Source organism: Hyphomonas sp. (assembly GCF_016125515.1).
Lineage (GTDB): Bacteria > Pseudomonadota > Alphaproteobacteria > Caulobacterales > Hyphomonadaceae > Hyphomonas.
Genome location: NZ_WGLO01000019.1, coordinates 1 through 26,264 on the forward strand (window position 1 = coordinate 1; position 26,264 = coordinate 26,264).

Here is a 26,264-nt window from a genome sequence, read left to right on the forward strand (position 1 = left end):
ACCCGCGCAATCGTATCCACGCCCTTCAACTCCAGCTCCATCCGCTACCAAAACGCGGATGGTCAAACACTCCAAACGGGGGGTCAAAGTTGGACGCCGATAACCCCGTCTAAGGGGTCAAACTTGCACGCCGAAACACATTTCCGGCCTGTCCAAGATCGCGGGTTTCGCCGCCATGCAGGGCTATATGGAGGCCTATGGCCTGCCCGGCGCACTTCTCGTTCCGGCCATTGCATTTGAGCTGGGAACAGGCACGGCGTTGCTGGTTGGCTTTCGCGTGCGAACGGTTGCGTTCCTGCTTTCGGGGTTCTGCATCATCACCGCGCTCATCTTCCATCGCGATTTCTATGACCAGATCCAGCAGATCATGTTTCTGAAAAACGTGTCGATGGCGGGGGGACTGTTGCTGCTCGCGAAAGCCGGAGCGCCTATGCTGAGCATGGAAGCCCTCTTCCGCGCCAAGGGGTGAGGAATGCATTCACCAACCAGATGACGGAGCCTTGCCTTCAGCAGCCTGCGGACACCGACGTTCGGCGGACTGTGCCGGATGTCTGAATAGGGCCAGCTCGGCTCTGATGTTCTATCTCAGCGACCGGCAGGGTCACCTAAGTGCTGTCGTTCGGCTGCCTCAAGGGAACCAGGCCGGACTTCGCCGAAAGCAGCCATAGACTCTCTGCTAGTTCATGCCCATTTCGGGCACAAAAGCGAATATCGGCCAAGCGGTTTGCCTTCGGCGATCGTATCCTTCTCTAGCGGGTTCTAATTCGCTTCTCCAGCCATGCGATCAGCAGCAGACTTGCTCCAACAAAGCCGAAGAGAGGGATGCGCATCGCATTCGTAGCGGGATTAATCAGGCCATTCTGGAAAAGAAAAAACGCATTCAAACCCAGGTAAGCTGTGCCAGCGAGAGCAATAGCCGCTCTGGAATGCGCCGCGCCACTGAGTGACCACAGCGCCGCGAGCAAGACGATCGTATTCGATGCAATCCGCATTGGCTCGGTCTGATCCACTAGGAAGTGGACAAGGACATCTATCACTTGAACTGCGATCAATAGCGCAGAAGGCAGCAGCCGGTTCGACTTCAAGGCGTCCTCCAGCCCGGCCTCGGGCTTTTTTTAGGTGTACGCGCCGTTCGACCCGGCCTACCTTTTCAAGTCGACCGCCGCAATCGACGACTTCCTGCAGCGCGTTGCGTGTCAGTTGCGTGTTAGTTCGATCTCCGAGTTTCAGATCGACCAGACAAAAGTTGATCAAAATCAGGGCGGTGAATGGTGGTTCGGGAGAGACTTGAACTCTCGACCTCGCGATTATGAGTCGCGCGCTCTAACCAGCTGAGCTACCGAACCATTCGCCGCATCAGCGAAGGCGCCTGATACACATTGGGGCGGGAGCGTGCAAGCGCCCTATCCTGCCAATTCCCTGACATGCTCTGCAATCGACAGCGATGAGGTCAGGCCCGGGCTTTCGATTCCCAGGAGGTTGATCAGGCCGGGGCTGCCATGGGTTTCGGGGCCCTCGATGCGGAAATCGCCCGACGGGGCGCCTTTGGGCACCAGTTTGGGCCGCACGCCGGCGTAGTCGGGGCTCAGGCGCTCGATCGTCAGGCCGGGCCAGAAGCGGGTGATCTCGGCGTGGAACAGTTTCGCGCGGGCTGGGTCCACTTGATAGTCGAAGGGTGGGCGGGCCTCGTCCGGAAGCCATTCGGCATCTGGACCCAGCTTGCCGCGCCCGGCGAGGTCGATCGTCAGGTGCAGGCCGAGGCTGGACGAGGTCGGCATGGGATAGATCAGCCGCGAGAAGGGCGTGTGGCCCTGGATGGTGAAATAGCTGCCCTTCACATAGTGCGGCGCCGGCAGGTGGGCCGTGTGCGGGCCTTCGATGGCGCCGGCGATGCGGATCGCATGGTGGCCGGCCGCATTGATCACTGTGCGGGCGAGGATGGTGGTGGGCGTGTCGCCGCCGGTCTCGAGGCGGACATGGCCGGTCTCGACGGCGCCCGAGAGCATCGGCGTGCCGAAGGCGATGGAGCCCCCGGCATCCTCCAGCTCGCCCTGGAGGGCGAGGAAATAGGCATGGCTGTCGAAGATGCCCGAGACGGGCGACTGGATGGCGCCGGTGACCTGCGCGCTGAGGGCGGGCTCGACCTTGCGGGCGCCGGCGCCGTCGAGGAGACGCAGCTCTTCCACGCCGTTCTCCTCGGCCCGGGCGATGATGGCCGGCAGGCCGGCGGATTCTTCTCCGACGCCGACCACAAGCTTGCCGCAGCGTTTCACCGTGACGCCGTGCGCATCGAGATAGGCATAGAGCAGGCGCCGGCCGTGAACGCAGTGGCGCGCCTTGAGGCTGCCCTTCGCATAATATAGGCCGGCATGGATCACCTCGGAATTGCGCGAGGAGGTGTGCATGGCGATCTGGTCTTCGGCTTCCAGGATGATCACTTCGCGGCCGGCCCGGGCCAGCGCGCGCCCGCACGCGAGGCCGATAACGCCCGCGCCGATGATCACCACGTCTGCCTCGAAACTGTCTGCCATGCGCCGCCGGGGTCCGCCTGTTTGCGCCGCCCGCTCGCCGGACGGCCTGAAACGGTCTAGTATCAGGACTAATGCGTATCCGCAGCCTGATTCTCGCCGCGTGCGTTGTCTTAGCGGCTCCGATGGCCTCCGCCGACATGGCGAGCGCCAATGATGCCTTTCGGGCCGGGCGCTACGATGCGGCGCTGGTGGAGGCGAGCGCGGCCGGGCCGAGCGCAGACGCCTATGCGCTGAAGGCGCGCGCGACACTTGCCAAGACGATGTGTTCCAGTCTGGAACCTGATCCGGCACTGATCCGCGAGGCGCTGGCCTCGGCCGATGCGGCGCTGGCGCTCGATCCGCGGCATGGGGAAGGGCGCCTGCAGAAGGCGATTGCGTTGTCGCTTCTGACCCGGCCGATGAGCCTCGGGGAGGCGAACAGGTCCGGGTACGGACCGGAGGCCAAGGCGCTGGCCGAAGCGGTGCTTTCTGACGATCCGGCAAACCATTACGCGCTCGGCTTCCTGGCGGTGTGGCATGTCGAGGTGCACCGGCGGGGCGGCACGCTGGGCGCCGCCATGCTGGGCGCCAGCCTGAAGACGGCGGGCGCCGACTATGCCGAAGCGATCCGACTGGCGCCGGACGATGCCGGCCTGCGCTGGCAATGGGCCCGCGCGCTGGCAGCCTTCGATGCGAAGAAGTACCGCAGCCAAATCGAATCAGAGCTGGAGGCGGCCCTTGCAATTGATCCGCAGACTGATCTCGAACGTGTGATGCAGAAGCGGGCGGAGACGTTGCTGAACGAGCTCACCAGCAAGCGGGCCCGCGACGTCGAAGACATCGCGAACCGAATGCACTAGCCTATTCCGCCGCGACCGCCTCGGCGTGTGCGGCTTCTTCGGACAGCCAGCGTTCGGCTTCCAGCGCGGCCATGCAGCCCATGCCGGCGGCGGTGACGGCCTGGCGGTAGGTCTCGTCGGTGACGTCGCCGGCCGCGTAGACGCCCGGGATGGAAGTCCGGGTGGAGCCGGGCTCGGTGATCAGGTAGCCGTTCTCGCGCATCGGCAGCTTGCCCACGAAAAGCTCCGTAGACGGCGCATGGCCGATGGCGATGAAGACGCCGTGTACCGGGATGTCGCGCGTCTCGCCAGTCTTCACGTTGCGGATGCGTGCGCCGGTCACGCCGAGCGGGTTTTCGTCGCCGATCACGTCGTCCAGCGCCGAATCCCAGATCACTTCGACTTTCGGGTTCTTGAACAGGCGGTCCTGCAGGATCTTCTCGGCGCGGAATTGGTCGCGGCGGTGCACCACGATGACCTTCGAGGCGAAGTTGGTGAGGAAGAGGGCTTCTTCCACGGCCGTGTTGCCTCCGCCGATGACCATGACTTCGCGGCCTCGGTAGAAGAAGCCGTCGCAAGTGGCGCAGGCGGAAACGCCGAAGCCCTTGAATTTTTGCTCGCTCGGCAGGTCGAGCCATTTTGCCTGCGCGCCGGTAGAGATGATCACGGCATCGGCCGTGTAGACCGTGCCGCTGTCGCCGACGGCCTTGAAGGGGCGCGAGGTAAAATCCACGCTGGCGATATGGTCGTTCTCGACCTTCGCGCCCATTTTCTCGGCGTGTTCCTGCATCTTCACCATCAGTTCAGGGCCCTGGATCTCGGCAAAGCCCGGATAGTTCTCGACTTCCGTGGTGATGGTCAGCTGGCCGCCCGGCTGCGCGCCGGTTACGACCAGCGTGTCGCGCAGGGCGCGCGCGGCATAGATCGCGGCGGTCCAGCCGGCCGGGCCGGAGCCGATAATGAGGATTTCTGCGTGCTTGGTCTCGGCCATCCGGGCCTCCCGTCGAGTTCGTTGCCGCTATATGGGCGCTGATTCCGAGGGTTAAAGCGCTGCGGACGCCTTCGCAATGCGGCTATGCGGCAGACGGGCTCACTTCACCGATCACTTCCACGGTGGCGTGGCTGGCGCCGAAGGCGTGTGCCAGGCGTTCCTTGACCGCGCGGCGCACCGATTCGGCATTCGCGCCGGGCCGGGTGATGACTTCCAGCGTCACCAGCGGTCGCGATTCGGTCAGCGCCCAGGCGTGGACGTGGGAGACGTCCGACACACCGTCGACGTGTTCTTTCAAGTCGGCGATGATCCGGCTGGCTTCGAGGCCATGGGGCGTGCCCTCGATCAGGATATGGCCGGACTCCCGCACGATGCGCACGCCGCCGAAGAGGGCAAGACCGGCCACGAGGATGGAGAGCAGCGGGTCGGCCAGCATCCAGCCCTGCCAGAGGATCAGGGCGGCGGCCAGGATGGCCGCGACCGAGCCCAGCATGTCGCCGGCCACGTGCCATAGCGCACCGCGCAGGTTCAGGTCGTCCTTGTGCTCGCCCCCATGCAGGATGGCGAAGGCCATCACATTGACCACGAGGCCGAGCACCGCGACGCCCAGCATCAGCCCGCCCGTGATTTCCACGGGATTGAACAGGCGGTGGACGGCCTCCCAGACGATCCAGGCCGCCAGCAGGATCAGCAGCACGCCGTTGGTGAAGGCGGCGAGCACCTTCATCCGGCCGAAGCCGAAGCTGCGCGCCGGATCGGCCGGCCGAGCGGATAGCGTATAGCCGAGCCAGGCCAGCAGCAGCGATCCGGTATCGGTGAGCATGTGGGCCGCGTCTGCCAGCAGGGCGAGCGAGCCGGACAGGAGCCCGCCGATGACTTCCGCCAGCATGAATCCGCCCGTCAGCAGCGCGGCGAGCACGACCCGGCGTCGGGCATCGGCGGTGGCCATGTCGGCATGGTGCTGGTGGTGGGCGTGCCCTGCATGGTCGTGTGTATGGGCCAGGCCATGCGCATGGGCATGGTTGTGGGCGCTTTCGGCGGGGCAGTCGGAGGGGGCGTGATCGTGCATGAGGCGGAGGTGGCGCGGGTTTCGGGCGGGGTCAACGGGCGCGTGATAGCATTACGTCCCGAGTTGGGCCTATGCTCACCAGACAAGCATCAATCAATGTATGCTAGGGAGGACAAAATGGCCGGAGTTCGGCTGCGGCAACTCGTGATTGCTGCTGAAACACTGGATGTCGCGGAGGCATTGGCAGAGGTTCTGGGCCTTGGGGAAGGGTTTCCCGATCCGGGCGTGGCGGAATTCGGCCTGGTCAACCGGGTCTACGCGATTGGTGACCAGTTCCTGGAGGTCGTGGTGCCCACCGCGCTGACGGCGCCGGCGGGCCGTTTCCTCGCCCGGGGCGGGGAGGGCGGCTACATGGCGATCTTCCAGACGGATGACCTTGCGGCGACGCGCGCGCGGGTCGATGCGCTGAAGATCCGCCGCGTGTGGAACGCCGACCTACCGGACATCTCCGCGAGCCACCTTCATCCCGCTGACATGGGCGCGGCCATCGTCTCCCTCGACGAGGCGCGCCCCGCAAGCAGCTGGCGCTGGGGCGGGCCGGACTGGGAGAAACGCAGCGTTCCGGGGAAGTTGACGGGGGCGGTGATCCACACGGTGGAGCCGCAGCGGATGGCTGCGCGCTGGGCCGAGGCGCTGGGCGTGAAAGCCGAGGCTGGCCGCGTGGCGCTACGCGATGCGGTGCTCGAGTTTCGTCAAGGTGCGGAAGAGCGGATGGTGGCGTTCCAGATCGGCCTGCCGGATAAGGAGGCAGCGCTGGCGCGGGCGAAGGCAAGGGGTCTGGTCGTGACGGGCAACGAAGTGCGTGTGGGCGGCGTGGGGTTGGTGCTCTCCTGAGCTGAAAGCTCGCGCTCGATTTGCCGATCGTCCCGGCGCACGAAAGCCGGGATCCAGAATTGAGTCGCTAAGCTTCAGGGCAAGTTGGCCTGATGCCTAGACATCCACCTCGGCTTCCAGCGCAAACTCTTCGATGAACTCGCGGCGGGGCTCCACGATGTCGCCCATCAGTTTGGTGAAGAGTTCGTCGGCTTCGTCGGCGTGTTCGACCTTGACCTGCAGCAGGGTCCGGGCGTTGGCGTCGAGCGTAGTTTCCCAAAGCTGGTCGGCGTTCATTTCGCCGAGGCCCTTGTAGCGCTGGACCTTCATCCCCTTGCGGCCGGATTCCAGCACCGCATCGAGAAGGCTGGCTGGTCCGTGTACGGCAATGTCGCCGCCCTTTTCCTGGCGCAGGATTGACGGCGTGCCGTAAAGCTCGGCGACGCCGGCGGCGCGCTCGGCCAGGCGCACGGCGTCCTGGCTGGCGATCAGCGCCGGGGGCAACACGGCGGTCTCATCGACGCCGCGCACGGTGCGTTGCAGCACCAGCGCGCCTTCGACAAAGCGGCCAGCCCAGGTGTCTTCGCCTTCTTCGGCCAGCCAGTTGAGGCGTTTGGCCGTTTCCTGCGCTTCGGCCTCGCCCGCATTCGGGGCGAGCGCCCCGGCGAGGGCGGCATGCTCGATGAGGTCGGCCGGTGCGCGCAGGGCAAGCCGGCGCAGGCTGGCGCGGAAGTTTGCGGCCTGGCGCACACGGTCGCGCAGGTCTTCGCCGCCGATCTGCGTGCCGTCATGCAGGATCAGCGTTTCGCCGCTCGTGCCTTCCTCGATGAGGTAGGCTTCCAGTTCGGCGTCGTCCTTCACATAACGCTCGGACCGGCCGCGCGTCACTTTGTAGAGCGGCGGCTGGGCAATGTAGAGGTATCCGCGTTCGATGATCTCCGGCATCTGACGATAGAAGAAGGTCAGCAGCAGGGTGCGGATGTGCGCACCGTCGACGTCAGCATCGGTCATGATGATGATCTTGTGATAGCGCAGCTTGTTGATGTCGAACTCGTCGCGGCCGATACCGGCGCCGAGCGCCATGATCAGTGTACCGACCTGATCGGACGACAGCATCTTGTCGAAGCGCGCGCGCTCGACGTTCAGGATCTTGCCGCGCAGCGGCAGGATCGCCTGGTTGTCGCGGCTGCGGCCCTGCTTTGCAGAGCCACCGGCCGAGTCACCCTCGACGATGAAGATCTCGGACTTCGCGGGGTCTTTTTCCTGGCAGTCCGCCAGCTTGCCGGGCAGGGAGGTGATGTCGAGCGCCGACTTGCGGCGCGTCAGTTCGCGCGCCTTGCGGGCGGCTTCGCGCGCGGCAGCTGCTTCGACGATCTTCTCCATGATCTGGACGGCTTTTTTCGGGTTCTCCTCGAACCACTCGCCGAGCTTCTCGCCGATCAGGCTTTCGACCACAGGGCGCACTTCGGACGAGACGAGCTTGTCTTTCGTCTGTGAGCTGAATTTCGGGTCCGGCACCTTGACTGAGAGCACGCAGGTCAAGCCTTCGCGGGCGTCATCGCCGGAAATCTCGACTTTCGATTTCTTCGCGATGCCGGTTTCGTTGGCATACTTGTTGATGATGCGCGTCAGCGCACCGCGGAAGCCGGCTAGGTGCGTGCCGCCGTCGCGCTGGGGGATGTTGTTGGTGAAGCAGAGCACGGACTCGTGATAGCTGTCGGTCCATTCCAGCGCCGCTTCCACGGTGATGCCGTCCTTCTCGCCGATCACATAGACCGGCTCGCCGATCAGCGATTGCTTCTGGCGGTCGATATGCTGGACGAAGGCTTTGACGCCGCCCTCATATTGCAGGGTGACCTCGTAGGGCTCGGCATCGCGCTCATCGCGGAAAATGATCTTCACGCCCGAGTTCAGGAAGGCGAGCTCGCGCAGACGGTGTTCCAGCGTCTTGCGGTCATAGTCGGTCATCGTAAACGTCGAAGACGATGCCAGGAAGCGCACGGCGGTTCCGGTGTAGGGCTTGCCATTCTCACGCTTCGGCGAGGGGCCGCGCTTGACCAGCGGGGCCTCGACACGGCCGCCATCGATGAAGCGCACGAAATGCTCGAAGCCTTCGCGGTGTATCGTCAGGTCCAGCCAATCGGACAGCGCGTTCACCACCGACACGCCCACGCCGTGCAGGCCGCCGGAGACCTTGTAGGAGTTCTGGTCGAACTTCCCGCCCGCGTGCAGCTGGGTCATGATGACCTCCGCCGCCGAGACGCCTTCGCCGGCGTGCATGCCGACCGGAATGCCGCGGCCATTGTCAGTGATCTCGGCAGAGCCGTCGGGGAACAGCGTCACCGTCACGCGGTCGGCATGGCCGGCGAGGGCCTCGTCGATCGCGTTGTCGACGACTTCGTAGATCATGTGGTGGAGGCCCGACCCGTCGTCGGTGTCACCGATATACATGCCGGGGCGCTTGCGCACCGCATCGAGGCCTTTCAGGACCTTGATGGAGTCCGCGCCATAGTCGCCTTCGCCCGTTTCAGGGCCTTCGGGGATCGTGTCATCCGCCATGTGGAAGTTCTTTCTCGGTGATTCTCGTAGAAGTCCCGAATTATAGAGGGTTTACCCCGCCAAGGGAACGTCTCCGGGGGTTATTTCGCAGTCGCAAAAGCGAGCGAAAAAACCCCGCCGGAACAAGGTGTTGCGGCGGGATTCTGAGCCAGATTGCGCGGGGTCTAGTCGAACCCGCCGGGCGGCTTGCGGTTTGCCGGTTTTGCGCCCGGTTTTCCGCCCTTGGAGAACCCGGTCTTTCCCTTGAAACCAGTCTTGCCGCGCGGTCCGCCTGCGCCCGGTTTCGGACGTCCCTTGCCACCCTTGGCGGGCTTTGCTCGGTCGTCCTGCACATAATCCACCGGCGAAAAGGCACGCGACGGGGCTTCGTCGCGCGTGCGTTCGCGCGGAGCGGCCGGCCGTTCGCCGCGAGAGGCGGGCGGGCGGTCTTTCTTGTAGGCCGGGCGGGGCTGATCCTCGCGGCGCTCGCGGCGCGGCGTGTCGGAGGAGAACGGTTCCAGTTCTGGCACACCCGGCAACGGAAACGCCTGCAGGCTACCTTCCAGGCGGCCGGACTCGCCCACGGTGTCGAACAATTGCTGCGCGCCTTTCGGCGTCAACTCGACATGGGTGTTGCCCGAATTAATGCGGATCTGGCCGATATCGTCGCGGGCCAGGCCGCCGGCTTTGCACAACATTGGAAGCAGCCATTTCGGATCGGCATTCTTCTTGCGGCCCACATTGATGGCGATCCACACGGCGCCCGGAATGTCGGCGCGCTCGGTGCGCGGGCGTTTCTCGCGCGGGGCGCGGTCCTCGCGCGGCGTCCATTCTTCGCGGGGGGCACGTTCGGCGCGCTCACGCAGTGCGCGTTCGGGACGGTCCCAGTCGCGCTCCGGCTTGTCCCGGCGCGGTGGCCGGTCATCGACATCGCGCAGGTCCTCGGGCGCCGAGCGGCCTTCGCGCGAGAGGCGCAGGAAGGCTGCTGCCACCTGTTGCGGGCCGTGCAGGTCCAGCATGGCCGAGATGATCGCTTCTTCGCTTTCGTGAACCGGACGCGACAGACGCGGATCCGCCAGCAGGCGCTCATCGTCGAGGCGGGCGATCTCGTCGGCGGAAGGCGGCTTGCCCCAGGTGGCGGAGATCTTGGCATCCTGCAGCAGGCGTTCGACGCGGCGGCGGGCTTTGGGCGCAACCAGCATGGCGCTGACGCCCTTGCGGCCCGCGCGGCCGGTGCGGCCGGAACGGTGGAGCAGGGTGGCCGGATCGCGCGGCAGGTCGGCATGGATCACGAGGCCGAGATTCTGCAGGTCGAGGCCGCGCGCGGCGACGTCGGTGGCGATACAGACGCGGGCGCGCCCATCGCGCAGGGCTTGCAGGGCGTTGGAGCGCTCCTTCTGGCTCAGCTCTCCCGACAGGGCGACGACCGGGAAGCCCCGGTTGCCCATGCGGCTCATCAGCTTGTTCACCGCGGCGCGGGTGGAGCAGAAGACCAGCGCGCTTTCGGAATCCGAATGGCGCACGATGTTGACGATGGCGTTCTCTTCGTCGCCGGGGGCGACCAGCATGGCCTTGTACTCGATGTCGAGGTGCTGGCTCTTCTCCGCTTCGGTGGTCACGCGCGCGGCGTTCTTCTGGTAGCGGGAGGCGAGCGCGGCGATGCCTTTCGGCACCGTGGCCGAGAACATCAGGGTACGGCGTTCTTCGGGCGTGCCCTCGAGGATCAGTTCGAGTTCCTCTCGGAAGCCCATGTCGAGCATCTCGTCGGCTTCGTCGAGCACCACGACGCGCACGCCGGCGGTCACCAGCGAGCCGCGCTTGATGTGGTCGGCGAGGCGGCCGGGCGTGCCGATCACGATATGCGCGCCGCGTTCCAGCGCGCGGCGTTCGTCGCGCATGTCCATGCCGCCCACGCAGGTGGCGAGGCGGGCATTGGCGATGCCGTATAGCCAAGTGAGTTCGCGGGCGACCTGCATGGCCAGTTCGCGCGTTGGTGCGACGATCAGCGCCAGCGGGGCAGAGGCCGGGGCGAGCGTGTCTTCACCGGAGAGGAGATCTTCCGCCATGGCGAGGCCGAAGGCGACGGTCTTGCCGGAGCCTGTCTGGGCGGAAACGAGAAGGTCCTTGTCGGCCAGGTGCGGCACCAGGACGGCGGACTGCACCTGCGTCAGATCGGTATATCCGCGTGCGGACAGGGCGCCGGCGAGTGCGGCGGGTAAGGTATCGGGGAGGTTCATGTACGGGCTTTCGGGCGTCAATCCGGCCTATTGGCACGTTTGGAGGCCTGCGGCTACGCCCAACCTGCCGTAACTGAAGCCCATCCGGCGCTGGTTTAGGGGAAATCCCTTAGGGTGTTCCCGCAAGGGGACGTGTACGTCCGCAACCATGAAACCCGCATGGATCCCTTTCGCGTCGCGCGCGGTCCCGCGCTATACCAGCTACCCGACAGCCGCAGACTTCTCTGCGGCCACCGGCGAGCTGGAGGCGCGCCGGTGGGCCGCTGATGTGGCCCGGGGCGAACCAATCTCCGTTTACCTTCACGTGCCCTTCTGCGAGACGCTTTGCTGGTATTGCGGCTGCGCCACCAGCGTGCCGAATGGTTACCGCCGGGTGCGCGACTATGCCGGGCGGCTGAAGGCGGAAATCGCGCTCTGGGCTGCTGCGCTGGGTTCGCATGGCGGCATTGGTCACCTTCATTTCGGTGGCGGATCGCCGAACGCGCTCCAGCCGGGTGACTTTGCCGCGCTGGTCGAGACGTTGCGCCGCGAATTCGGTATTCGCCCGGACGCCGAGATCGCAGTCGAGCTTGACCCGCGCACCATGCATGACGGCCAGGTGGAGGCGTTCGCCGCTGCCGGTGTCACACGGGCGAGCCTCGGCGTGCAGACGCTGGCGCCGGACGTGCAGACGGCCGTCAACCGCATCCAGCCGCCGGAGATGGTGGCCCGCCTGGTCAACGATCTGCGCAGCGCGGGCGTCAAGGCGATCAACATGGACTTGATGTACGGCCTGCCGTATCAGACCGTGGGCGATGTCGTCACCGCGGCGCGCTTTGCCGCCGAGATGGGCGCAGCCCGCGTGTCGGTGTTCGGCTATGCGCACGTGCCCTGGTTTGCCAAGCACCAGAAGGCCATAGACGCAGACGCGCTGCCTGGCCTTGAAGCGCGGTTCGAACAGGCCGAAGCGGCCACCGAAGTGCTGCGTGCGGCTGGATATGAACTGATCGGACTGGATCACTTTGCGCGGGCCGACGATCCGCTGACCTTCGCTGCGAGGGAAAGGCGGCTGCGCCGGAACTTCCAGGGGTACACGGATGATCCGCACGAGACGCTGATCGGCATCGGCGCCACTTCGATCTCGCAGTTCCGCGGAGGCTTCGTGCAGAACCTGAAAGACCGGAAGTCCTGGGGCGAAGCGATTGTAGACGGCTGTCTGCCAGTCGAACGCGGCATCGCTCTCACCGACGAGGATCGTCTGCGTGCCCGCGCAATCGAGCAGCTGATGTGCCAGCTCAGTGTTGATGCCTGGGCGGTGTGCCGCGAGATGGGCGCGGCCGAAGGCAGCCTCGACGGCGCGCTGGAACGCGCGCGGGCGCTGGTGCCGGCAGGCCTGTGCGAAGTCGATGGCAGCCTTGTAACCGTGCCGCCCGCCGCCCGCCCATTCCTGCGCACGGTGGCGCAGTGCTTCGACGGACGTACGCCGGCCGTTGAAGACACAGCGCGCCACGCCAAGGCGGTCTGAACGTCAGAACGGATTCAGCGTGTAGCCGTGCTGCTGCAGCAGGGCATGCGCCGTCATGGCCGACAGCGCGAGCGTGACGCCGGGCAGCAGGTCGTCCGGCGTGATGCCGCGTGCTGCAGCCGTCTGCCCGCAGAGCTGGATCGAAGTCCCCGCGGCAACCAGCTCGGCAATCAGCGGCGCGTTCGGGTTCGGCCCGCCGCGCTTCGCGTCGTTCACGAGGTCGATCGCCGCCGGCCCGTGCACCACGATCGCGACCGACACATACGGATCCGGAACGCCCGCCAGCGCATGCATATTCAGGAAGCGCGCCGCGCTGTCGAGATTGCGGTTGACCGCGTCGCCTTCGCTGGCGGCGGAGATGTCGAACGCCACCTTCAAGTGCGCATCGGCGGGCAGCGCCGTGCCCGGCACCGGAGCGGTCTTGCCGAAGGAAGGCACGCGCGGCCCGGCAACAAAGTCCTCAGGCCCGGCGAATGCCGGCAGGGTTAGACAAAAGGCAGCAGCGGCAAGAACGGCCAAGCGCATCAGATCACTCCTTGAGGGCACCAGCATGGTGGGCGATGTGTTCGTCCATGTAGGTTGCGATGAAATAATAATCGTGACCGTATCCTTCGCGAAGGCGGTAGTCGAGCCGCTGGCCATTCGTTTCGCAGGCCGCGATGAAGATCTCCGGTTTAAGCTGCGTTTCGAGGAACGTGTCGGCCGTGCCGGTATCGACCAGGATCGTTGCGCGGCTCTGGCGCTCCTTCACAAGTTCGGTGGAATCGTACTGTTCCCAGGCGACCGAGACGGGCCCCAGATAGGCGGTGAGGGCTTTCTCGCCCCAGGGCACGCGGGCCGGCGACGTGATCGGAGAGAAGGCCGAGCAGGATTTGTACGTACCCGGAAGCTTTAGGTGCAGCGTGATCGCGCCGTGCCCGCCCATCGAATGGCCGAAGATACCCTGACGCGCCATGTTGGCCGGGAAATTTGCGGCGATCAGGCCGGGCAGTTCATCGGTGATGTACTCGTCCATGCGGTAATGCGTCGACCAGGGCGCCTGCGTAGCCGTCAGGTAAAAGCCGGCCCCTTGTCCTAGGTCATACGCCTCATCATCGGGCACATCCTCGCCGCGCGGGCTGGTATCCGGCGCGATGATCATCAGGCCGTGGCGCGCCGCATGCTCCTGCACGCCGGACTTCTCCATCATGTTTGCCCAGGTGCAGGTCAGTCCGGAAAGATACCACAGCACAGGCACCGGCCCGTGGGCGGCCTGCGGCGGGGTATAGACGGCAACGCGCATGGTGCAGCCCAGCACCGCGCTCGCATGGTCGTGCACCGAAAGGGTGCCACCGAAGGACTTCCAGGAAGATACAGGTATCAGTGCCATGTCGCTGCTTACTCTCTTGAACCGGGGCCACAATGCCCCGATAGAACATCGGCCATCAAGGCGGGAGGCCAGTTTTGAATCGTTACGTGCTCTTTGGCGCCGAAGTGAGCTATTTCTCCGGCAAGGCTAGGGCCTATCTGCGCTGGCGCGGGGTCGACTTCGAAGAGCGCCTCGCGACGCGCGAGGTCTACCGCGACGTGATCTTGCCGAAGGTTGGCTGGCCGGTGATCCCGGTATTGGAAATGCCGGACGGCCGGATCGTGCAGGACACTGCCGACATTCTCGATTCGGTTGAGGCATTGGAAAAGGCCTCGCCGCCGGCGATGCCGGAGGGCGCGTTGCAGCGTCTCGCCTCGCGCCTGTTCGAACTCTTCGCGGATGAGTGGCTGGTGCTGCCCGCCATGCACTACCGATGGAACTATAACGAAGACTGGGCCTACCGCGAATTCGGTGCGATCTCGGCGCCGGACGCGCCGCTCGCCGAGCAATACGCCATTGGCAAGAAGAATGGCGAACGCTTCAAGGGCGCGCTGCCGATGCTGGGCGTCAGCGAAGAAACGCGCGACGGCATCGAGGCCGCTTACGAGACCTTCCTGCGCGATCTGACCGCGCATCTGGAGCGCCACCCCTATCTTCTCGGCGCTCGCGCCTCGCTGGGCGATTTCGCGCTCAACGGCCCGCTCTACGCCCACCTGCTGCGCGATCCGGAAAGCGGCCGGCTGATGAACAAGCTCGCGCCCCGCGTGGCGGACTTTGTGCGCCGAGTGCAGGCCGGCGAGGGCAGGGACGGGACGCTCGCGCCGGACGATGTCGTGCCCGAGACGCTCTCGCCGATCCTCCGTGTACAGATGCACGACCAGATGCCCGCGCTGGTCAAGACGGCAGAACTGTTCGGCAAATGGGCGGCCGGCATGACACCCAGCGCAGACCTGCCGCGCGGCTTCGGCATGATCGAGTTCGAGACCGGCGGCTTCGAGGGCAGCTGCGCAGCGCGCAGTTTCCCGCTCTGGCGCCTGCAGGCGGTCACCGACGAGATCGAGGCGATGAGCGCCGCAGACAAGACGCGGGCAGAGGCCTGGCTCGATGCGCTTGGCGGCGCGCCGTTGATGACGTTCCGCCTGCCCGCCCGCATCCACCGCGCGGACTTCCGCTTGAAATTGGCCTGAGCGTTTCAGCGCGCCAGCGGAAAGGAGACGGAAAATTCGTCCTCGATATACCCCTCATGAGCCGTCATGTGCAGGGTGGCGGCCTCGGTGAAATGTTCGAGCGATGGGAAACGTTCAGAGATTCGCGCCCGCAGCGGCGCCGATAGCGGATCGCGCATGTGCGCCACCAGCGCCTTGGTCCACGGCGCAATCACGTCGATCGCATTGCCGTCAGCGATTGCCGCATCGATGATCCACACCATGGCGCCGGACTTGAAGGCATCGAGCTGGGGCGTATCGGCGGGCAAATTGCGGCGTCCGGGGTCTAGTTCAGCGACCGGCCGCCATCGTCATAACGCGAGAAGCCGACATCGTATCCGAACGGATGATCTTTGGCTTCAGCGTCGGGCGCCGTCACATAGATCTCGATTTCCCCGGCCAGCTTGAAGCCAAACCGGTTGCTAACCTCCACAATCATGTCGGCGGCCTCTTCGGCATTGCTAGCCCAGGCCTTCATGGAAATGACCGCTGGGCCGGGCTCTGTACCGAACTCTGCATTGGCCTCGACAATCCGGCCGTCTGCCACGATGGCATAGTGCGTGAAGCCGCCGGCGGTTGTTTCGCTGGTCATCCGTTTACCTCGTTCTGGCCAGCGCCGGTCGCGCCGCAGTGCAGGAATGCGGGCTCCGCAACGGGCCGGTTCTGCCGGCCAGCCATCACGGAGCCCTGCTCACTCAGCCAGCGCGGTGCAGGGCGCAGAGCTTGTTGCCATCGGGGTCGCGCAGATAGGCCAGATAAAGCGCGCCCGGTCCTTCACCGCGCCAGCCCGGCGGATCCTCGATGGGCTTGCCGCCCGCCGCCGCGCCGGCCTTGTGCCAGGAATCGGCCTGATCGGTGGTTGCCATGGCAAAGCCAATCGTCATGCCGTTGCCATGTGTTGCCGGTTGCCCGTCGATCGGAGGGGTCACGAGGAACACGCCGCCATTGTGCAGGTAGACGAGCCGGCCCTTGGGATCGGTAATGCCCGGCTTGCCGCCCACCGAGGTAAATAGCGCGTCGTAGAATCTCTTCGATCTGTCGATGTCGTTCGACCCGACCATCATGTGGCTGTACATATTTTTCTCCCTGGTGCGTCCAACCCGGAGCGCACGTGGCGCACTATCTGCGCTTCAAAGCTGGCCCTGCCAACCAAAAACTTCTGTGCTGGTTCGCGCCGTCAATACACCACCACGCTGCGGATGCTCTTGCCTTCGTGCATCAGTTCAAACGCGTCGTTGATCTTGTCGAGGGTCATCACGTGCGTGATCATCGGGTCGATCTCGATCTTGCCGTTCATGTACCAGTCGACGATCTTCGGCACGTCCGTGCGGCCTTTGGCGCCGCCGAAGGCCGTGCCGCGCCAGTTGCGCCCGGTTACCAGCTGGAAAGGCCGTGTGCTGATTTCCTTGCCGGCTTCAGCCACGCCGATGATGACTGACGTGCCCCAGCCGCGATGGCAGCACTCGAGCGCCTGGCGCATCACGATCGTGTTGCCGGTGCAATCGAAAGAATAGTCCGCTCCGCCGCCCGTCATCTCGACAATGTGCGCCACCACATCCTTGGTCTCTTTCGGATTGACGAAATGCGTCATGCCGAACTTGCGGCCCCATTCCTCCTTGGACGGATTGATATCGACGCCGACGATCATGTCGGCGCCCGCCATGCGTGCGCCCTGGATCACGTTGAGGCCGATGCCGCCGAGGCCGAACACGACAACATTGTCGCCGACCTGCACCTTCGCCGTGTTGACCACAGCGCCGACGCCCGTCGTCACGCCGCAGCCGACATAGCAGGCCTTGTCGAACGGCGCGTCCTCGCAGATTTTCGCCACCGCGATCTCCGGCAGCACGGTGAAGTTCGAGAAGGTCGAACAGCCCATGTAGTGATAGATCGTCTGGCCCTTGTAGCTGAACCGGCTCGTTCCGTCCGGCATCAGGCCCTTGCCTTGCGTCGCGCGGATGGCGGTGCAGAGGTTTGTCTTGCCGGAAAGACAGCTTTTGCACTGGCGGCATTCCGGCGTGTAGAGCGGGATCACATGATCGCCCGGCTTCACGCTGGTGACGCCCGCGCCCACTTCGCGCACGATGCCTGCGCCTTCATGGCCCAGTACGCTCGGGAAGAGGCCTTCGCTGTCCAGCCCGTCCAACGTATAGGCGTCCGTGTGGCAGATGCCCGTCGCCATGATTTCCACCAGCACTTCGCCGGCCTTCGGCCCCTCCAGGTCCAGCTCGACAATCTCGAGCGGTTTCTTGGCTTCAAAGGCGACGGCGGCGCGTGTCTTCATGGGGAGGTCTCCTTGTTTCCGGTCCTACCTAATCCGCTCCGCCCAGCGAATCTACCTCCCGGGTCTTGACAAAGGTTCGGTATCAAATTAAAAAGTATGACATCGCACCAAATGGAGCGCTCCATGTCTTCCCGGCGAGGTGTCCTGAAACTGATTGGCGGCGGCATCGTGCTCGCCGCGGCCGGCGCTGGCGGCTTTGTCGCGCTGAACCAGCCTTCCCGGGCCGCCCGCGAGGCCTGGCGCACGGCGGGGCAGCCCGCCGAGTACCGCCGCCGTTTCCTGTCCTATGCGTTGCTTGCGCCCAACCCCCACAACCGCCAGCCCTGGATCGTGCGTCTCGACGGCGATGATGCACTGACGCTCCATGCCGATCTTGGCCGCCTGCTGCCCGCCACCGATCCGTTCGACCGGCAGATCGTCATTGGCTGCGGCGCTTTCCTAGAACTCCTGCGGCTCGCTGCGGCGGAGGAGGGCTACAGCGCCGAGATCGTCCCGTTCCCGGAAGGCGCGGGTGACGTCACCGACCGCCTCGACGCGCGCCCAGTGGCGCAGGTGCGCTTTACCCCGAGTGCGGCCACGCCGGATCCCTTGTTCGCGCACGTGCTGGCCCGACTGACCAACCGGGAGGTCTATGCGCCCCGCGATGTCGAGCCGGAAAAGCTCGCCGCCCTCGCTGCCGCCGGCACCGCCTTCGGGACGGAGGCCGACACGTGCAGCAATGACGACCTCGCCGCCCGTCTGCGCGACCTCACCTGGCGCGGCCATGAGCGCGAATCCCTCACCGATTACACCATGCAGGAGAGCATCGACCTGATGCGGATCGGTCCGGCCGAAGTCGCGGCGCACCGCGACGGCCTCACGCTCGAAGGCCCGGTCATGGGGCTGGGCCACCTCGTGGGCGCGGTGACGCGCGAAACGCTGGCTGATCCGGACTCGGCCGCCTTCCGACAGGGGCTCGACATGTTCCGCGCCCGCGCGGCATCGGCCCGCGCGTTTGCCTGGCTGACGAATGACGGCGCCGACCGTGCCGGCCAGATCGCGGCGGGCCGCGCCTACATGCGCCTTACCCTGGAAGCCGCCGGGCAGGGGCTCGCCGTGCATCCGTGGAGCCAGACGCTTCAGGAGTATTCCGAGATGGCAGAACTCTATGACGAAGTGCACACACTTGTCGGCGGCGCCGCCCGGGTACAGATGCTGGTCCGGGTCGGCTATGCGCCGCCGGTCGTGCATGCCCCGCGCCGGGGTCTGAACGCCTTGTTCGCGACATGAAGGAGACGCGCGTGTCTCCCAGATCCAGGCCAGCCCCCGCCGACGCCGGCGCGGTCTATTTCCAGCTCTTCAACGAGATCGGCATCATCGCGCAATTGTCGGCAAACCGGCTCCAGCGGATCCTTCCGCACGGCCTGACCATGGCCCAGTTCGGCCTGCTCAACCACTGCGTCCGGCTGGGCGATGGCTGGGGGCCGGCGCGACTGGCCGCCGCTTTCCAGGTCACCAAGGGCACCATGACGAGCACCCTGCAGCGTCTGGAAGCAAAAGGCTTCATTCGCTTCGATCCGGATGCAGAGGATGGCCGCAGCAAGCGCGTCGTCCTGACCGCCGCTGGCCGGGCCGCGCGCGACGAGGCGCTCAAGGCGCTGCAGCCGGCGCTGACAGATCTTCCTGAGGGATTTCCGCCCGCGCTCGCCCGCGAAATTCTCCCCACGCTAGAACGATTGCGGATCTGGCTCGACACGCACCGCTGAACCCGACATCATCGGGTGGTGGGAGGATGTCATGAAGTGGGTAGTCTGGGTCATCGGCCTTCTGGCCTTCGCCATGGGCACAAGCTGGTGGGCTGCGGGCAGCAGCCTCAAGCCGCTTGATGACATCGAACGCGCGCGCGCGCCCGGCCAGTTCGTGCAGCTGCCCGGCGCTAAGGTGCACTACCGTTTCTCAGGCCGTGAAGGCGCGCCGCTGATCGTCATGATCCACGGCTATTCCACACCCGGCTTCATCTTCGAGCAGAACGCTGCCGCCCTGCGCGATGCCGGCTTCCGGGTGTTGCAGTTCGACCATCTCGGCCGAGGCTGGTCCGACCGGCCGGATTCGAGATACGACACCGATTTCTACGACTGGGAACTCCTCGCGCTGCTCGATGCCCTGTCGATCAAGGAACCGGTCGGCCTCGTCGGCCTGTCGATGGGCGGACCCATCGTGGCGGAATTCGCCGTGCGCCATCCCGAACGGGTCGCGCGCGTCTTCCTGTTCGTGCCGGCGGGATTCGACGTCGCGGGCCTCGATGGCTTCCGGGCCGATCTCGTCCGCACGCCGGTCATCGGCGACTGGATCTGGCGGATGGTGGTGATGAAGAACATCATGGATGACCCGCAGTATGACGAGTCCGGCCTTGCGCCGGAGAACCGGCTTCAGGGAGATTTCCGTGAGCAGATGAAATATCGCGGCTATGGCGGCGCGCTCCTGTCGACCGTCCGCCACTTTCCGCTCTCCGGCCGCGAGGACACGTACCGCGCGCTCGCCGCGACCGGCATTCCCGTGGCCGCCGTGTTCGGCGACAAGGATCCTACAGTCCTCATCTCCAGCGCCGACAAGTTCGCCGAAACGATGCCGAAAGCTGACCTGCATGTGCTGGAAGGCGCTGATCACGGCCTGAACTATAAGCGTCACCAGGATGTGAACCCGATCCTCACTGGTTGGTTCGAGCAGGAAGCGCGCTGGTTCAACGATGAGCTGGAGGCTGTGGATGAAGTGGCGGGCGATACGGCCATCGACGACGAATTCGGCTTCGATCAGCCGCCGCTCGAGGTCACGCCTCAACAGTCGCAGAAGATCTATCCACGCGAACCTTCTGTGCGCCCGTGCCGAACGTCTCGAATAAATACAAGTCGGTGCCAGTAAGCCAGGCCTGACCGTTCATCGCCGTCAGTTCAGTGAACAGCGCCGTGCGCCGGTCGGGGTCGAGATGCGCCACCGCCTCGTCCAGCAACAGCAGCGGCGCCGGTCCCGTGCCGCTCTCGGACAGCGCACCTGCCGAGGCAAGCACCAGCCCGATCAGCAAGGCCTTCTGCTGGCCGGTCGAGGCTTCGCCCGCCGGCGCGCCGGATGGCCGGTGGATCACGCCGAGGTCAGACCGGTGCGGCCCGCTCAGCGTCCGCCCCGCTGCAATGTCGCGCCGCCGCCCGCTGCGATAAGCATCGGTCAGCAGGTCGAAGATCGTGCGGAAATCCTCGCCCTTTAGCGCCGCCGCTTCGGCCTCGCCCTCCAGTGACAGGTCGGCCTTTGGGAAGTGCCCGTCCGGGCGCGCGTCGATGGCCGCCTGCAGCTCACTCAGCACCAGCGCGCGGTTCACCGCCAGCTCCGCGCCCGCCTCCGCCAGCCGCGCCTCAATGGCATCGGCCCAGGCCGGATCGACATGCCCGCGCTCCAGCAGCGCGTTGCGCTCCGCCAGCGCCTTCTCGTAGCGCGAGGCCGCCGTGCCGTGCGAGGGCTGGTGTGCCATCACGATGCGGTCGAAGAACCGCCGACGCTCCGACGCGCCGCCCCGGAACACGCCGTCCATCGCCGGGGTCAGCCAAAGGATACGCATCCGCTCAGCGAGGTCCCCGGGGCTCGCGGGTGCGCCATCGATCCGCACCGAACGCTTCGCCGTGCCGCCCTGGTCGAGCGACACGCCGATCTTCTGGTCGTCGTCGAGGGTTCCCGCGATGGTCCAGCCGCCCGGCGCGCCATGCCGGGTCATCTCCGCCAGCGTCGCTGCCCGCAGACCGCGCCCGGGGCCGAACTGGCTCACCGCTTCCAGAAGGTTGGTCTTTCCCGCCCCGTTCGCGCCATAAAGGCACACCGGCCGTCCATCGAGCTTCAGGGCGAGGCTCTCATAATTCCGGAAGTCGGTGAGGGTGAGACGGGTAAGAGCGGTCATCCGGGCCTTCGCCGCGCCTGTATCAGGCGCCTGTCAGACCATGCCCGCCGACGGGCTGGGTTTCAGCAATGCGCTGCATGCCTGCGATCAGCGGCCGGCCTTCGGCAATCGCCGCCTGCACGGAGGGCAATGCCAAGCTGGCCCGGTGGCTCTCCGGCGAGTCCCAGGCTTCGGTGATCCACAATGCATCGGGGTCGGCCGGATCGTTGGCCACGACATAGCTCAGGCAGCCCGGCATATCGCGCAGGCCTGTGAGCAAGATCGCCGACAGCCGGTCGCGCGCGCCGGGCGTTGCCGCGAATTTTCCGATCAGTCCATACATGGCCGTCTCCGGTTCCGGCCTGGTGGCACATGCCGCCAGGCCTGCAAGCGCTGCCGCGCCGATCAGGACCTCCCGCCGGTGCAGCGTCTGGATCACGCGCCTAGACGCGAAGCGGCATCAGCACGTAGCGCGCAGACTCGTCAGACGGGTCGAGCACCAGGGCAGGGGAGGCCGGATCGTTGAACATGAACTCGGCCTCGTCGGCTTCGATCTGTCCGGCAATGTCGAGCAGGTACTTCGCGTTGAAGCCGATCTCCATCGGGTCGGCGCTATACTCGGCTTCGATTTCCTCGTTGCCCGCGCCGGTCTCGGCATGGTTCACCGCCAGGGTCAGCCGGCCTTCGCTGAGGCTCAGCTTCACCGAGCGCGAGCGCTCTGCAGAAACGGTCGAGACGCGGTCGACTGCGGCTTCGAAGGCCTTGTTGTCGACGGTCAGTTTCTTGTCATTGCCCTTCGGGATGACGCGCGCATAGTCGGGGAACGAGCCGTCGATTAGCTTAGAGGTCAGCACGGCGCGGCCGGCGCGCACAACGATCTTGGTGTCGGACACTTCCACCGCCACATCGTCCTCGCGTCCGTCGATCAGGCGGCGGATCTCGTTGACGGTCTTGCGTGGCACGATCACGCCGGTCAGCTTGTCGCTGCCCTTGGGCGCTTTCAGCTCGGCCAACGCCAGGCGGTGGCCATCGGTCGCCACCGAGCGCAGCACCGGCTTGCCGGCATCATTCTTGGCCGCATGCAGGTACACGCCGTTCAGGTAATAGCGGGTCTCCTCGGTCGAGATCGCGAAACGGGTCTTGTCGATCAGGCGCGCCAGGTCGCGGGCGCCGAGGCTGAACTGCACGCTGCCTTCATCGGACGCCATCGTCTGGAAATCGGCCGCCGGCAGGGTCGGCAGTTCGAACTTCGAGCGGCCGGCGGTCAGCACCAGGCGCTGCGTCTCGGGGTCCAGCTCAATCTGCACTTCCGCGCCCGACGGCAGCTTGCGCACGACGTCGAACAGTGTGCCGGCCGGTGCTGTCACGGCGCCGTCGCGCGACACCTTCGCCTCGGCCGAGTCGATCGCTTCGATGTCGAGATCGGTCGCCGTCAGGCGTAGCTCGCCCTTCTTTGCTTCCAGCAGCACGTTGGACAGAATGGGGATTGTCGTCCGGCGTTCGACAATGTTCTGCACGTGGCTCAACGCATCCAGCAGGGCACCGCGTTCGATCGTCAGTTTCATCTTCGGGTCCGTCCATCACGGGGAAGCCGCAGCGCCGCTTTCCCAGGTCTTCTAGTTTCTGCTTCCGTCGGGGTCCGGTTCCCGGTCATACCGGGAATCAGCCCGCTCCGGTCCCGGAGCGGGCTGGAGACCCTTAACCAAGTTCTCGAAAAAGCCAAGCGCCTGCGGGCCCGGCCCGCAGGTCCAGCGTCAGCTTTGACCGCTCTCGAGCAGGTCCAGCACGATTGCCTCGACCTTGGCGACGTCCTCGGCAATGCGCACATCGTCCGGCACGGCTTTCTTGATGCGGCGGAACGCGTAAAGCACGGTTGTGTGGTCGCGCTTGCCGAAGGCCCGGCCGATCTGCGGGAAAGATTTCCGCGTCATCGTGCGGCAGAGGTACATCGCGATCTGGCGCGGGTAGACATAGGCCTGCATCTTGCTCGGCCCTTCCAGATCGGTCTTGTTGATCGGGAACACTTTGAGCGTAGCCTTCTTGATCACGTCGATCGTCGGCTCGCGCGTTTCACCCGAATGCCTGCGGATCACGCGGTCCAGCATGTCCATGGTGGGCGTTTCTTCACCGAAATTGGCTTCCGTGAAGAGACTCCACACCGCGCCGGTCAGTTCGCGGCCGGGGCCACGGATGCCGGAATTCAGTTTCTGAATCATGTCGTCTCCGAGGAGGAAGTCTGGGTGGTTCGCCGCAATATGGCGGGCGAGGCGGGTCAGGATTTCACGGCGCATGGCCCCGTCGGGCAGGCCGACTTCGACGGCCGTGGCGCCTTTGATCTCTCCGCGCAAACGTTGACCGAAGCCAACGGTCTCGCCCGGAGCCGCGTCGCCGACCAGAACCACCTGTCCGCCATTGCCGGTGACCTCGCGGATGTTCTGGTAAAGCTCGTTCTCTGTGCCGGGTTTTCCGGCGATGCGATGCAGGTCATCGACGATCAGGATCGCGGCGGTGCGCAGGCGGCGCTTCAGGCCGCTGGTGTCGCGCGCCTTCACGCCGTCGAGATAGGCCGACATGAATTCCTCGGCGGTCAGGTAGACGACCTTGCGCTTGGGATCGCGCACTTCGACCTCGGCCCGCAGCGACATCACGATATGCGTCTTGCCGGTGCCTTGCGGACCGTAGAGCAACGTGATCGGTGTGCCGGCCGGAAGCCCTGCAGCGATGCGCTTGGCCATCTCGGCGGCGATCTGGTTCGACGGACCCACCACAAGGTTGTCAAAGGTCATCGCAGGTCCGCCGGTCGACGGGGCCGGCATCACGTCATCGGCCTCGGCTTCCGCGCCGGCTTCCCACGGGTCGCCGATCAGATCGCGCAGCTCCGCCGGAGCCGTCCGCCAACAGATCAATTTGAGCGCACGGCCCTGCGGGTCCATGCCCGCCCAGAGACGCTCGATTTCACGCTTGTGCCGCGTATTCACGCGGTCCAGTGCGACCGGATCACGCGCAGCAAGCAGGAACTCGCCATCCACTTCTGCCACGAGGCAGAGGTCCGCAATCCAGCGGTCAAATTCTTCCGGCGGCAACCGCGAAGCCAGAACAGCCTGCACGTCTTCCCAGACCCGCTGCCCGGTGGCCTCGACACCCTCCTGGTTCTCGTTTCCCTGGTTTACGCGAGAAGCAAACAATCTTTTTCGGTCCATCAACCCGACCCCGTTTCTAGTTTTGATCGCTCTTTCCAACTCGCACTCGACGTTCCCGGCAGGCCCCCGCCTGATACGCAAAAAATACTCTTTACCGGGACGAAATCAGCTGGCGAAGCCGAAACTATTCGGCACACAATTCCATTACAAGTCCCTCTTTTTCTTGAACGCCGCAATTAGCGTGTTGACTTGTGGGTCGTGCCAAAAATGCACATAGAATTCATGTGCTTGTCATGTGAAAAAAACTTTCGAGTGAGCGTCCGATCACGTTTGTTCGCAGAAGTTCTGTCAATCGGGGACCTCCATAAATCGCTGTGGAAAAAGCAGATTTATCTACGGCCTTGGCAGCCTGGCAACACACCCGTATTTGCCCTTATTCGAAAACTCTCAAAGGTAGAAAATCACGCACCTGAGTTTTCAGGCGGCGCCCTTTTTTTTGCACGCAGCACGCAAAAAAACAAAGCCCGCTGGGCAAACCCGGCGGGCTGTTCTGCAAGGCCGCCGGAGCGGCGCTTCAAATGTGGATCAGGCCATCGCCTTCACACGGGCCGAAAGGCGCGAAACCTTGCGAGAAGCCGTGTTCTTGTGCGTGACGCCCTTGGTGACGGCGCGCATGATTTCCGGCTGGGCGGCTTTCAGCGCTTCGGCTGCAGCGGCCTTGTCGCCCGAAGCGATCGCTTCTTCGACCTTGCGGACATAGGTGCGCACGCGCGAGCGGCGGGCTTTGTTGACCTCGGTGCGCGCTTCGATCTTGCGCACCATTTTCTTGGCTGATTTGGTATTCGCCATGGTAAACTCCTGGAGCCCCGGGAAAGACCCCCGTCAGGCCGAAGGCGCGGAGATACATAAAGGCCGAGGGTGCGTCAACCGCGATCTGCGCGCAAAAGCAGCCCGGTCGCGGCCTTTCTGCCGGGCGTGGCGGGAACCCTAGCGATCCTTGAAGTGCGCGGTACGTTTCTCGATGTAGGCGCTCATGCCTTCTTTTTGGTCATCGGTCGCGAACAGCGAGTGGAACAGGCGCCGCTCGAACCGGATGCCCTGCGACAAGGGCGTCTCGTAGGCCGCATTGATGGCCTCCTTGGTCATCATCGCGGCGGCCCGCGGCATAAGCGCAATCGTACGCGCCATTTCCCGGGCCTCGTCCATCAGGTCATCGGCCGGCACGATCCGGCTGATCAGGCCGCAGCGCTCGGCTTCGGCCACTTCCATCATCCGCCCGGTCAGGCACAGTTCCATCGCCTTGGACTTGCCGATCACACGGGTGAGACGCTGCGTCGCGCCCGCGCCCGGCATCACGCCGAGGCGGATTTCCGGCTGGCCGAAACGGGCATTGTCGGCCGCCAGGATGATGTCGCACATCATCGCCAGCTCACAGCCCCCGCCAATGGCATAGCCCGCCACCGCCGCGATCAGCGGCTTGCGGGTGCGCGCGGCGCGTTCCCAGTTCCGGGTGATGAAGTCTTCATAATAGGACTGAGGGAAGGTCTTGGCCTGTATCTCCTTGACGTCGGCGCCGCCAGAAAAGGCGCGCTTCGATCCCGTCAGGATGATGCAGTGCACCGCGTCGTCCGTCTCGAACCGGTCCAGCGCCGCGGTCAGCTCGGTCATCATCTCTTCGCTCAGCGCGTTGAGGCTCTCCGGCCGGTTCATCTGGATCACGGCATAGCCGTCTTCGGCGTCAATCTCGGTGATCAGGGTCTTGTAAGACATGGGAACTTTCTGGTTTCGGGGTGCGCGGAGGCGCTGCGGGTACGCGGGAGGTTCACAGGGGCGAACAGCGGCGATGGTGCAGGTCGGGCCTCGGGAAATGTGGCAATCCTGCGGCGCT

General features: G+C 65.1%; 26 protein-coding genes and 1 tRNA gene. 8 read left to right on the forward strand and 19 right to left on the reverse strand.

The window, feature by feature from the left end; translation table 11 throughout:
* Positions 1 to 148 precede the first annotated feature (148 nt).
* Positions 149 to 469 (forward strand): DoxX family protein, encoded by a 321-nt coding sequence (locus GC148_RS13650; protein ID WP_291071749.1) that lies wholly within the window; start codon positions 149 to 151, stop codon positions 467 to 469.
* A 280-nt stretch (positions 470 to 749) separates the two neighbouring features.
* On the opposite strand, the gene GC148_RS13655 is transcribed toward GC148_RS13650, so the two are convergent.
* From GC148_RS13655 to GC148_RS13665, 3 genes are all read right to left on the reverse strand, one after another.
* Positions 750 to 1,085, reverse strand: a complete 336-nt coding sequence (locus tag GC148_RS13655; protein ID WP_291071526.1) for a hypothetical protein — start codon at positions 1,083 to 1,085, stop codon at positions 750 to 752.
* Positions 1,086 to 1,269: 184 nt separating this feature from the next.
* Positions 1,270 to 1,346 (reverse strand) — tRNA-Met (locus GC148_RS13660).
* Between the two features lie 57 nt (positions 1,347 to 1,403).
* Positions 1,404 to 2,531, reverse strand: a complete 1,128-nt coding sequence (locus GC148_RS13665; protein WP_291071528.1) for an NAD(P)/FAD-dependent oxidoreductase — start codon at positions 2,529 to 2,531, stop codon at positions 1,404 to 1,406.
* A 122-nt stretch (positions 2,532 to 2,653) separates the two neighbouring features.
* Here GC148_RS13665 and GC148_RS13670 point away from each other — a divergent pair, with 122 nt between their 5' ends.
* Positions 2,654 to 3,370, forward strand: a complete 717-nt coding sequence (locus tag GC148_RS13670; protein WP_291071529.1) for a hypothetical protein — start codon at positions 2,654 to 2,656, stop codon at positions 3,368 to 3,370.
* 1 nt (position 3,371) lies between these two features.
* Here GC148_RS13670 and trxB read toward each other — a convergent pair whose 3' ends face one another.
* Together trxB and GC148_RS13680 are read right to left on the reverse strand one after the other, a co-directional pair.
* Positions 3,372 to 4,340, reverse strand: a complete 969-nt coding sequence (gene trxB / locus GC148_RS13675) for a thioredoxin-disulfide reductase (protein ID WP_291071531.1) — start codon at positions 4,338 to 4,340, stop codon at positions 3,372 to 3,374.
* Positions 4,341 to 4,422: 82 nt separating this feature from the next.
* The gene (locus tag GC148_RS13680; protein WP_291071533.1) at positions 4,423 to 5,409 is read right to left on the reverse strand and encodes a cation diffusion facilitator family transporter; all 987 of its coding nucleotides are present in this window, start codon (positions 5,407 to 5,409) and stop codon (positions 4,423 to 4,425) included.
* 117 nt (positions 5,410 to 5,526) lie between these two features.
* Between GC148_RS13680 and GC148_RS13685 the strand changes: the two genes are divergently transcribed.
* Complete coding sequence (locus tag GC148_RS13685; protein ID WP_291071534.1) at positions 5,527 to 6,243, forward strand: VOC family protein; 717 nt, start codon at positions 5,527 to 5,529, stop codon at positions 6,241 to 6,243.
* Positions 6,244 to 6,339: 96 nt separating this feature from the next.
* Here GC148_RS13685 and gyrB read toward each other — a convergent pair whose 3' ends face one another.
* Together gyrB and GC148_RS13695 are read right to left on the reverse strand one after the other, a co-directional pair.
* A complete protein-coding gene (gene gyrB, locus GC148_RS13690) occupies positions 6,340 to 8,781 on the reverse strand; it encodes a DNA topoisomerase (ATP-hydrolyzing) subunit B (RefSeq protein ID WP_291071536.1) in 2,442 nt (813 codons plus the stop codon).
* A 164-nt stretch (positions 8,782 to 8,945) separates the two neighbouring features.
* Positions 8,946 to 10,997, reverse strand: a complete 2,052-nt coding sequence (locus tag GC148_RS13695) for a DEAD/DEAH box helicase (protein ID WP_291071538.1) — start codon at positions 10,995 to 10,997, stop codon at positions 8,946 to 8,948.
* Positions 10,998 to 11,145: 148 nt separating this feature from the next.
* Between GC148_RS13695 and hemN the strand changes: the two genes are divergently transcribed.
* Positions 11,146 to 12,501 (forward strand): oxygen-independent coproporphyrinogen III oxidase, encoded by a 1,356-nt coding sequence (gene hemN, locus GC148_RS13700; RefSeq protein ID WP_291071540.1) that lies wholly within the window; start codon positions 11,146 to 11,148, stop codon positions 12,499 to 12,501.
* Between the two features lie 3 nt (positions 12,502 to 12,504).
* On the opposite strand, the gene GC148_RS13705 is transcribed toward hemN, so the two are convergent.
* Both GC148_RS13705 and fghA read right to left on the reverse strand, forming a co-directional pair.
* The gene (locus GC148_RS13705) at positions 12,505 to 13,026 is read right to left on the reverse strand and encodes a DsrE family protein (RefSeq protein WP_291071542.1); all 522 of its coding nucleotides are present in this window, start codon (positions 13,024 to 13,026) and stop codon (positions 12,505 to 12,507) included.
* 4 nt (positions 13,027 to 13,030) lie between these two features.
* A complete protein-coding gene (gene fghA, locus GC148_RS13710) occupies positions 13,031 to 13,870 on the reverse strand; it encodes an S-formylglutathione hydrolase (RefSeq protein WP_291071544.1) in 840 nt (279 codons plus the stop codon).
* Positions 13,871 to 13,944: 74 nt separating this feature from the next.
* Here fghA and GC148_RS13715 point away from each other — a divergent pair, with 74 nt between their 5' ends.
* The gene (locus GC148_RS13715; protein WP_291071545.1) at positions 13,945 to 15,036 is read left to right on the forward strand and encodes a glutathione S-transferase N-terminal domain-containing protein; all 1,092 of its coding nucleotides are present in this window, start codon (positions 13,945 to 13,947) and stop codon (positions 15,034 to 15,036) included.
* A 5-nt stretch (positions 15,037 to 15,041) separates the two neighbouring features.
* On the opposite strand, the gene GC148_RS13720 is transcribed toward GC148_RS13715, so the two are convergent.
* From GC148_RS13720 to GC148_RS13735, 4 genes are all read right to left on the reverse strand, one after another.
* Positions 15,042 to 15,323, reverse strand: coding sequence for a hypothetical protein (locus tag GC148_RS13720; protein ID WP_291071547.1), 282 nt, complete (start codon positions 15,321 to 15,323; stop codon positions 15,042 to 15,044).
* 17 nt (positions 15,324 to 15,340) lie between these two features.
* On the reverse strand, positions 15,341 to 15,646 hold the full coding sequence (locus tag GC148_RS13725) for a hypothetical protein (RefSeq protein ID WP_291071549.1): 306 nt from the start codon (positions 15,644 to 15,646) through the stop codon (positions 15,341 to 15,343).
* 103 nt (positions 15,647 to 15,749) lie between these two features.
* Positions 15,750 to 16,130 carry a VOC family protein gene (locus GC148_RS13730; protein ID WP_291071550.1) on the reverse strand — a complete coding sequence of 127 codons (381 nt, stop codon included), beginning with the start codon at positions 16,128 to 16,130 and terminating at the stop codon, positions 15,750 to 15,752.
* Positions 16,131 to 16,231: 101 nt separating this feature from the next.
* A complete protein-coding gene (locus GC148_RS13735) occupies positions 16,232 to 17,338 on the reverse strand; it encodes an S-(hydroxymethyl)glutathione dehydrogenase/class III alcohol dehydrogenase (RefSeq protein WP_291071552.1) in 1,107 nt (368 codons plus the stop codon).
* A gap of 123 nt (positions 17,339 to 17,461) precedes the next feature.
* On the opposite strand from GC148_RS13735, the gene GC148_RS13740 reads away from it, so the two are divergent.
* From GC148_RS13740 to GC148_RS13750, 3 genes are read left to right on the forward strand one after another with little or no spacing between them, the layout of a single operon-like run.
* Complete coding sequence (locus tag GC148_RS13740) at positions 17,462 to 18,607, forward strand: hypothetical protein (protein ID WP_291071553.1); 1,146 nt, start codon at positions 17,462 to 17,464, stop codon at positions 18,605 to 18,607.
* An 11-nt stretch (positions 18,608 to 18,618) separates the two neighbouring features.
* Positions 18,619 to 19,083, forward strand: coding sequence for a MarR family winged helix-turn-helix transcriptional regulator (locus GC148_RS13745; RefSeq protein ID WP_291071555.1), 465 nt, complete (start codon positions 18,619 to 18,621; stop codon positions 19,081 to 19,083).
* Positions 19,084 to 19,114: 31 nt separating this feature from the next.
* The gene (locus tag GC148_RS13750; RefSeq protein WP_291071557.1) at positions 19,115 to 20,236 is read left to right on the forward strand and encodes an alpha/beta hydrolase; all 1,122 of its coding nucleotides are present in this window, start codon (positions 19,115 to 19,117) and stop codon (positions 20,234 to 20,236) included.
* Here GC148_RS13750 and recF read toward each other — a convergent pair.
* From recF to GC148_RS13780, 6 genes are all read right to left on the reverse strand, one after another.
* Positions 20,145 to 21,257, reverse strand: coding sequence for a DNA replication/repair protein RecF (gene recF, locus GC148_RS13755; RefSeq protein ID WP_291071559.1), 1,113 nt, complete (start codon positions 21,255 to 21,257; stop codon positions 20,145 to 20,147). The two genes, GC148_RS13750 and recF, sit on opposite strands and share 92 nt — an antisense overlap.
* A 22-nt stretch (positions 21,258 to 21,279) precedes the next feature.
* The gene (locus GC148_RS13760; protein ID WP_366063963.1) at positions 21,280 to 21,618 is read right to left on the reverse strand and encodes a putative quinol monooxygenase; all 339 of its coding nucleotides are present in this window, start codon (positions 21,616 to 21,618) and stop codon (positions 21,280 to 21,282) included.
* A 61-nt stretch (positions 21,619 to 21,679) separates the two neighbouring features.
* On the reverse strand, positions 21,680 to 22,801 hold the full coding sequence (dnaN, locus tag GC148_RS13765) for a DNA polymerase III subunit beta (RefSeq protein ID WP_291071563.1): 1,122 nt from the start codon (positions 22,799 to 22,801) through the stop codon (positions 21,680 to 21,682).
* Positions 22,802 to 22,990: 189 nt separating this feature from the next.
* Entirely contained in the window at positions 22,991 to 24,421 is a 1,431-nt protein-coding gene (locus GC148_RS13770; protein ID WP_291071565.1) for a chromosomal replication initiator protein DnaA, read from the reverse strand.
* Positions 24,422 to 24,961: 540 nt separating this feature from the next.
* A complete protein-coding gene (rpsT, locus tag GC148_RS13775) occupies positions 24,962 to 25,225 on the reverse strand; it encodes a 30S ribosomal protein S20 (RefSeq protein WP_291071567.1) in 264 nt (87 codons plus the stop codon).
* 138 nt (positions 25,226 to 25,363) lie between these two features.
* Positions 25,364 to 26,146 (reverse strand): enoyl-CoA hydratase, encoded by a 783-nt coding sequence (locus tag GC148_RS13780; protein ID WP_291071569.1) that lies wholly within the window; start codon positions 26,144 to 26,146, stop codon positions 25,364 to 25,366.
* Positions 26,147 to 26,264: the final 118 nt, after the last annotated feature.

What these genes read in the sequence shown, in the direction of transcription:
- GC148_RS13665 (WP_291071528.1), bottom strand. Translation starts at nt 2,531, where the DNA reads ATGGCAGACAGTTTCGAGGCAGACGTGGTGATCATCGGCGCGGGCGTT.
- GC148_RS13670 (WP_291071529.1), top strand. Translation starts at nt 2,654, where the DNA reads ATGGCCTCCGCCGACATGGCGAGCGCCAATGATGCCTTTCGGGCCGGG.
- trxB (WP_291071531.1), bottom strand. Translation starts at nt 4,340, where the DNA reads ATGGCCGAGACCAAGCACGCAGAAATCCTCATTATCGGCTCCGGCCCG.
- GC148_RS13680 (WP_291071533.1), bottom strand. Translation starts at nt 5,409, where the DNA reads ATGCACGATCACGCCCCCTCCGACTGCCCCGCCGAAAGCGCCCACAAC.
- GC148_RS13685 (WP_291071534.1), top strand. Translation starts at nt 5,527, where the DNA reads ATGGCCGGAGTTCGGCTGCGGCAACTCGTGATTGCTGCTGAAACACTG.
- gyrB (WP_291071536.1), bottom strand. Translation starts at nt 8,781, where the DNA reads ATGGCGGATGACACGATCCCCGAAGGCCCTGAAACGGGCGAAGGCGAC.
- GC148_RS13695 (WP_291071538.1), bottom strand. Translation starts at nt 10,997, where the DNA reads ATGAACCTCCCCGATACCTTACCCGCCGCACTCGCCGGCGCCCTGTCC.
- hemN (WP_291071540.1), top strand. Translation starts at nt 11,146, where the DNA reads ATGAAACCCGCATGGATCCCTTTCGCGTCGCGCGCGGTCCCGCGCTAT.
- GC148_RS13705 (WP_291071542.1), bottom strand. Translation starts at nt 13,026, where the DNA reads ATGCGCTTGGCCGTTCTTGCCGCTGCTGCCTTTTGTCTAACCCTGCCG.
- fghA (WP_291071544.1), bottom strand. Translation starts at nt 13,870, where the DNA reads ATGGCACTGATACCTGTATCTTCCTGGAAGTCCTTCGGTGGCACCCTT.
- GC148_RS13725 (WP_291071549.1), bottom strand. Translation starts at nt 15,646, where the DNA reads ATGACCAGCGAAACAACCGCCGGCGGCTTCACGCACTATGCCATCGTG.
- GC148_RS13730 (WP_291071550.1), bottom strand. Translation starts at nt 16,130, where the DNA reads ATGTACAGCCACATGATGGTCGGGTCGAACGACATCGACAGATCGAAG.
- GC148_RS13735 (WP_291071552.1), bottom strand. Translation starts at nt 17,338, where the DNA reads ATGAAGACACGCGCCGCCGTCGCCTTTGAAGCCAAGAAACCGCTCGAG.
- GC148_RS13740 (WP_291071553.1), top strand. Translation starts at nt 17,462, where the DNA reads ATGTCTTCCCGGCGAGGTGTCCTGAAACTGATTGGCGGCGGCATCGTG.
- GC148_RS13750 (WP_291071557.1), top strand. Translation starts at nt 19,115, where the DNA reads ATGAAGTGGGTAGTCTGGGTCATCGGCCTTCTGGCCTTCGCCATGGGC.
- recF (WP_291071559.1), bottom strand. Translation starts at nt 21,257, where the DNA reads ATGACCGCTCTTACCCGTCTCACCCTCACCGACTTCCGGAATTATGAG.
- dnaN (WP_291071563.1), bottom strand. Translation starts at nt 22,801, where the DNA reads ATGAAACTGACGATCGAACGCGGTGCCCTGCTGGATGCGTTGAGCCAC.
- rpsT (WP_291071567.1), bottom strand. Translation starts at nt 25,225, where the DNA reads ATGGCGAATACCAAATCAGCCAAGAAAATGGTGCGCAAGATCGAAGCG.
- GC148_RS13780 (WP_291071569.1), bottom strand. Translation starts at nt 26,146, where the DNA reads ATGTCTTACAAGACCCTGATCACCGAGATTGACGCCGAAGACGGCTAT.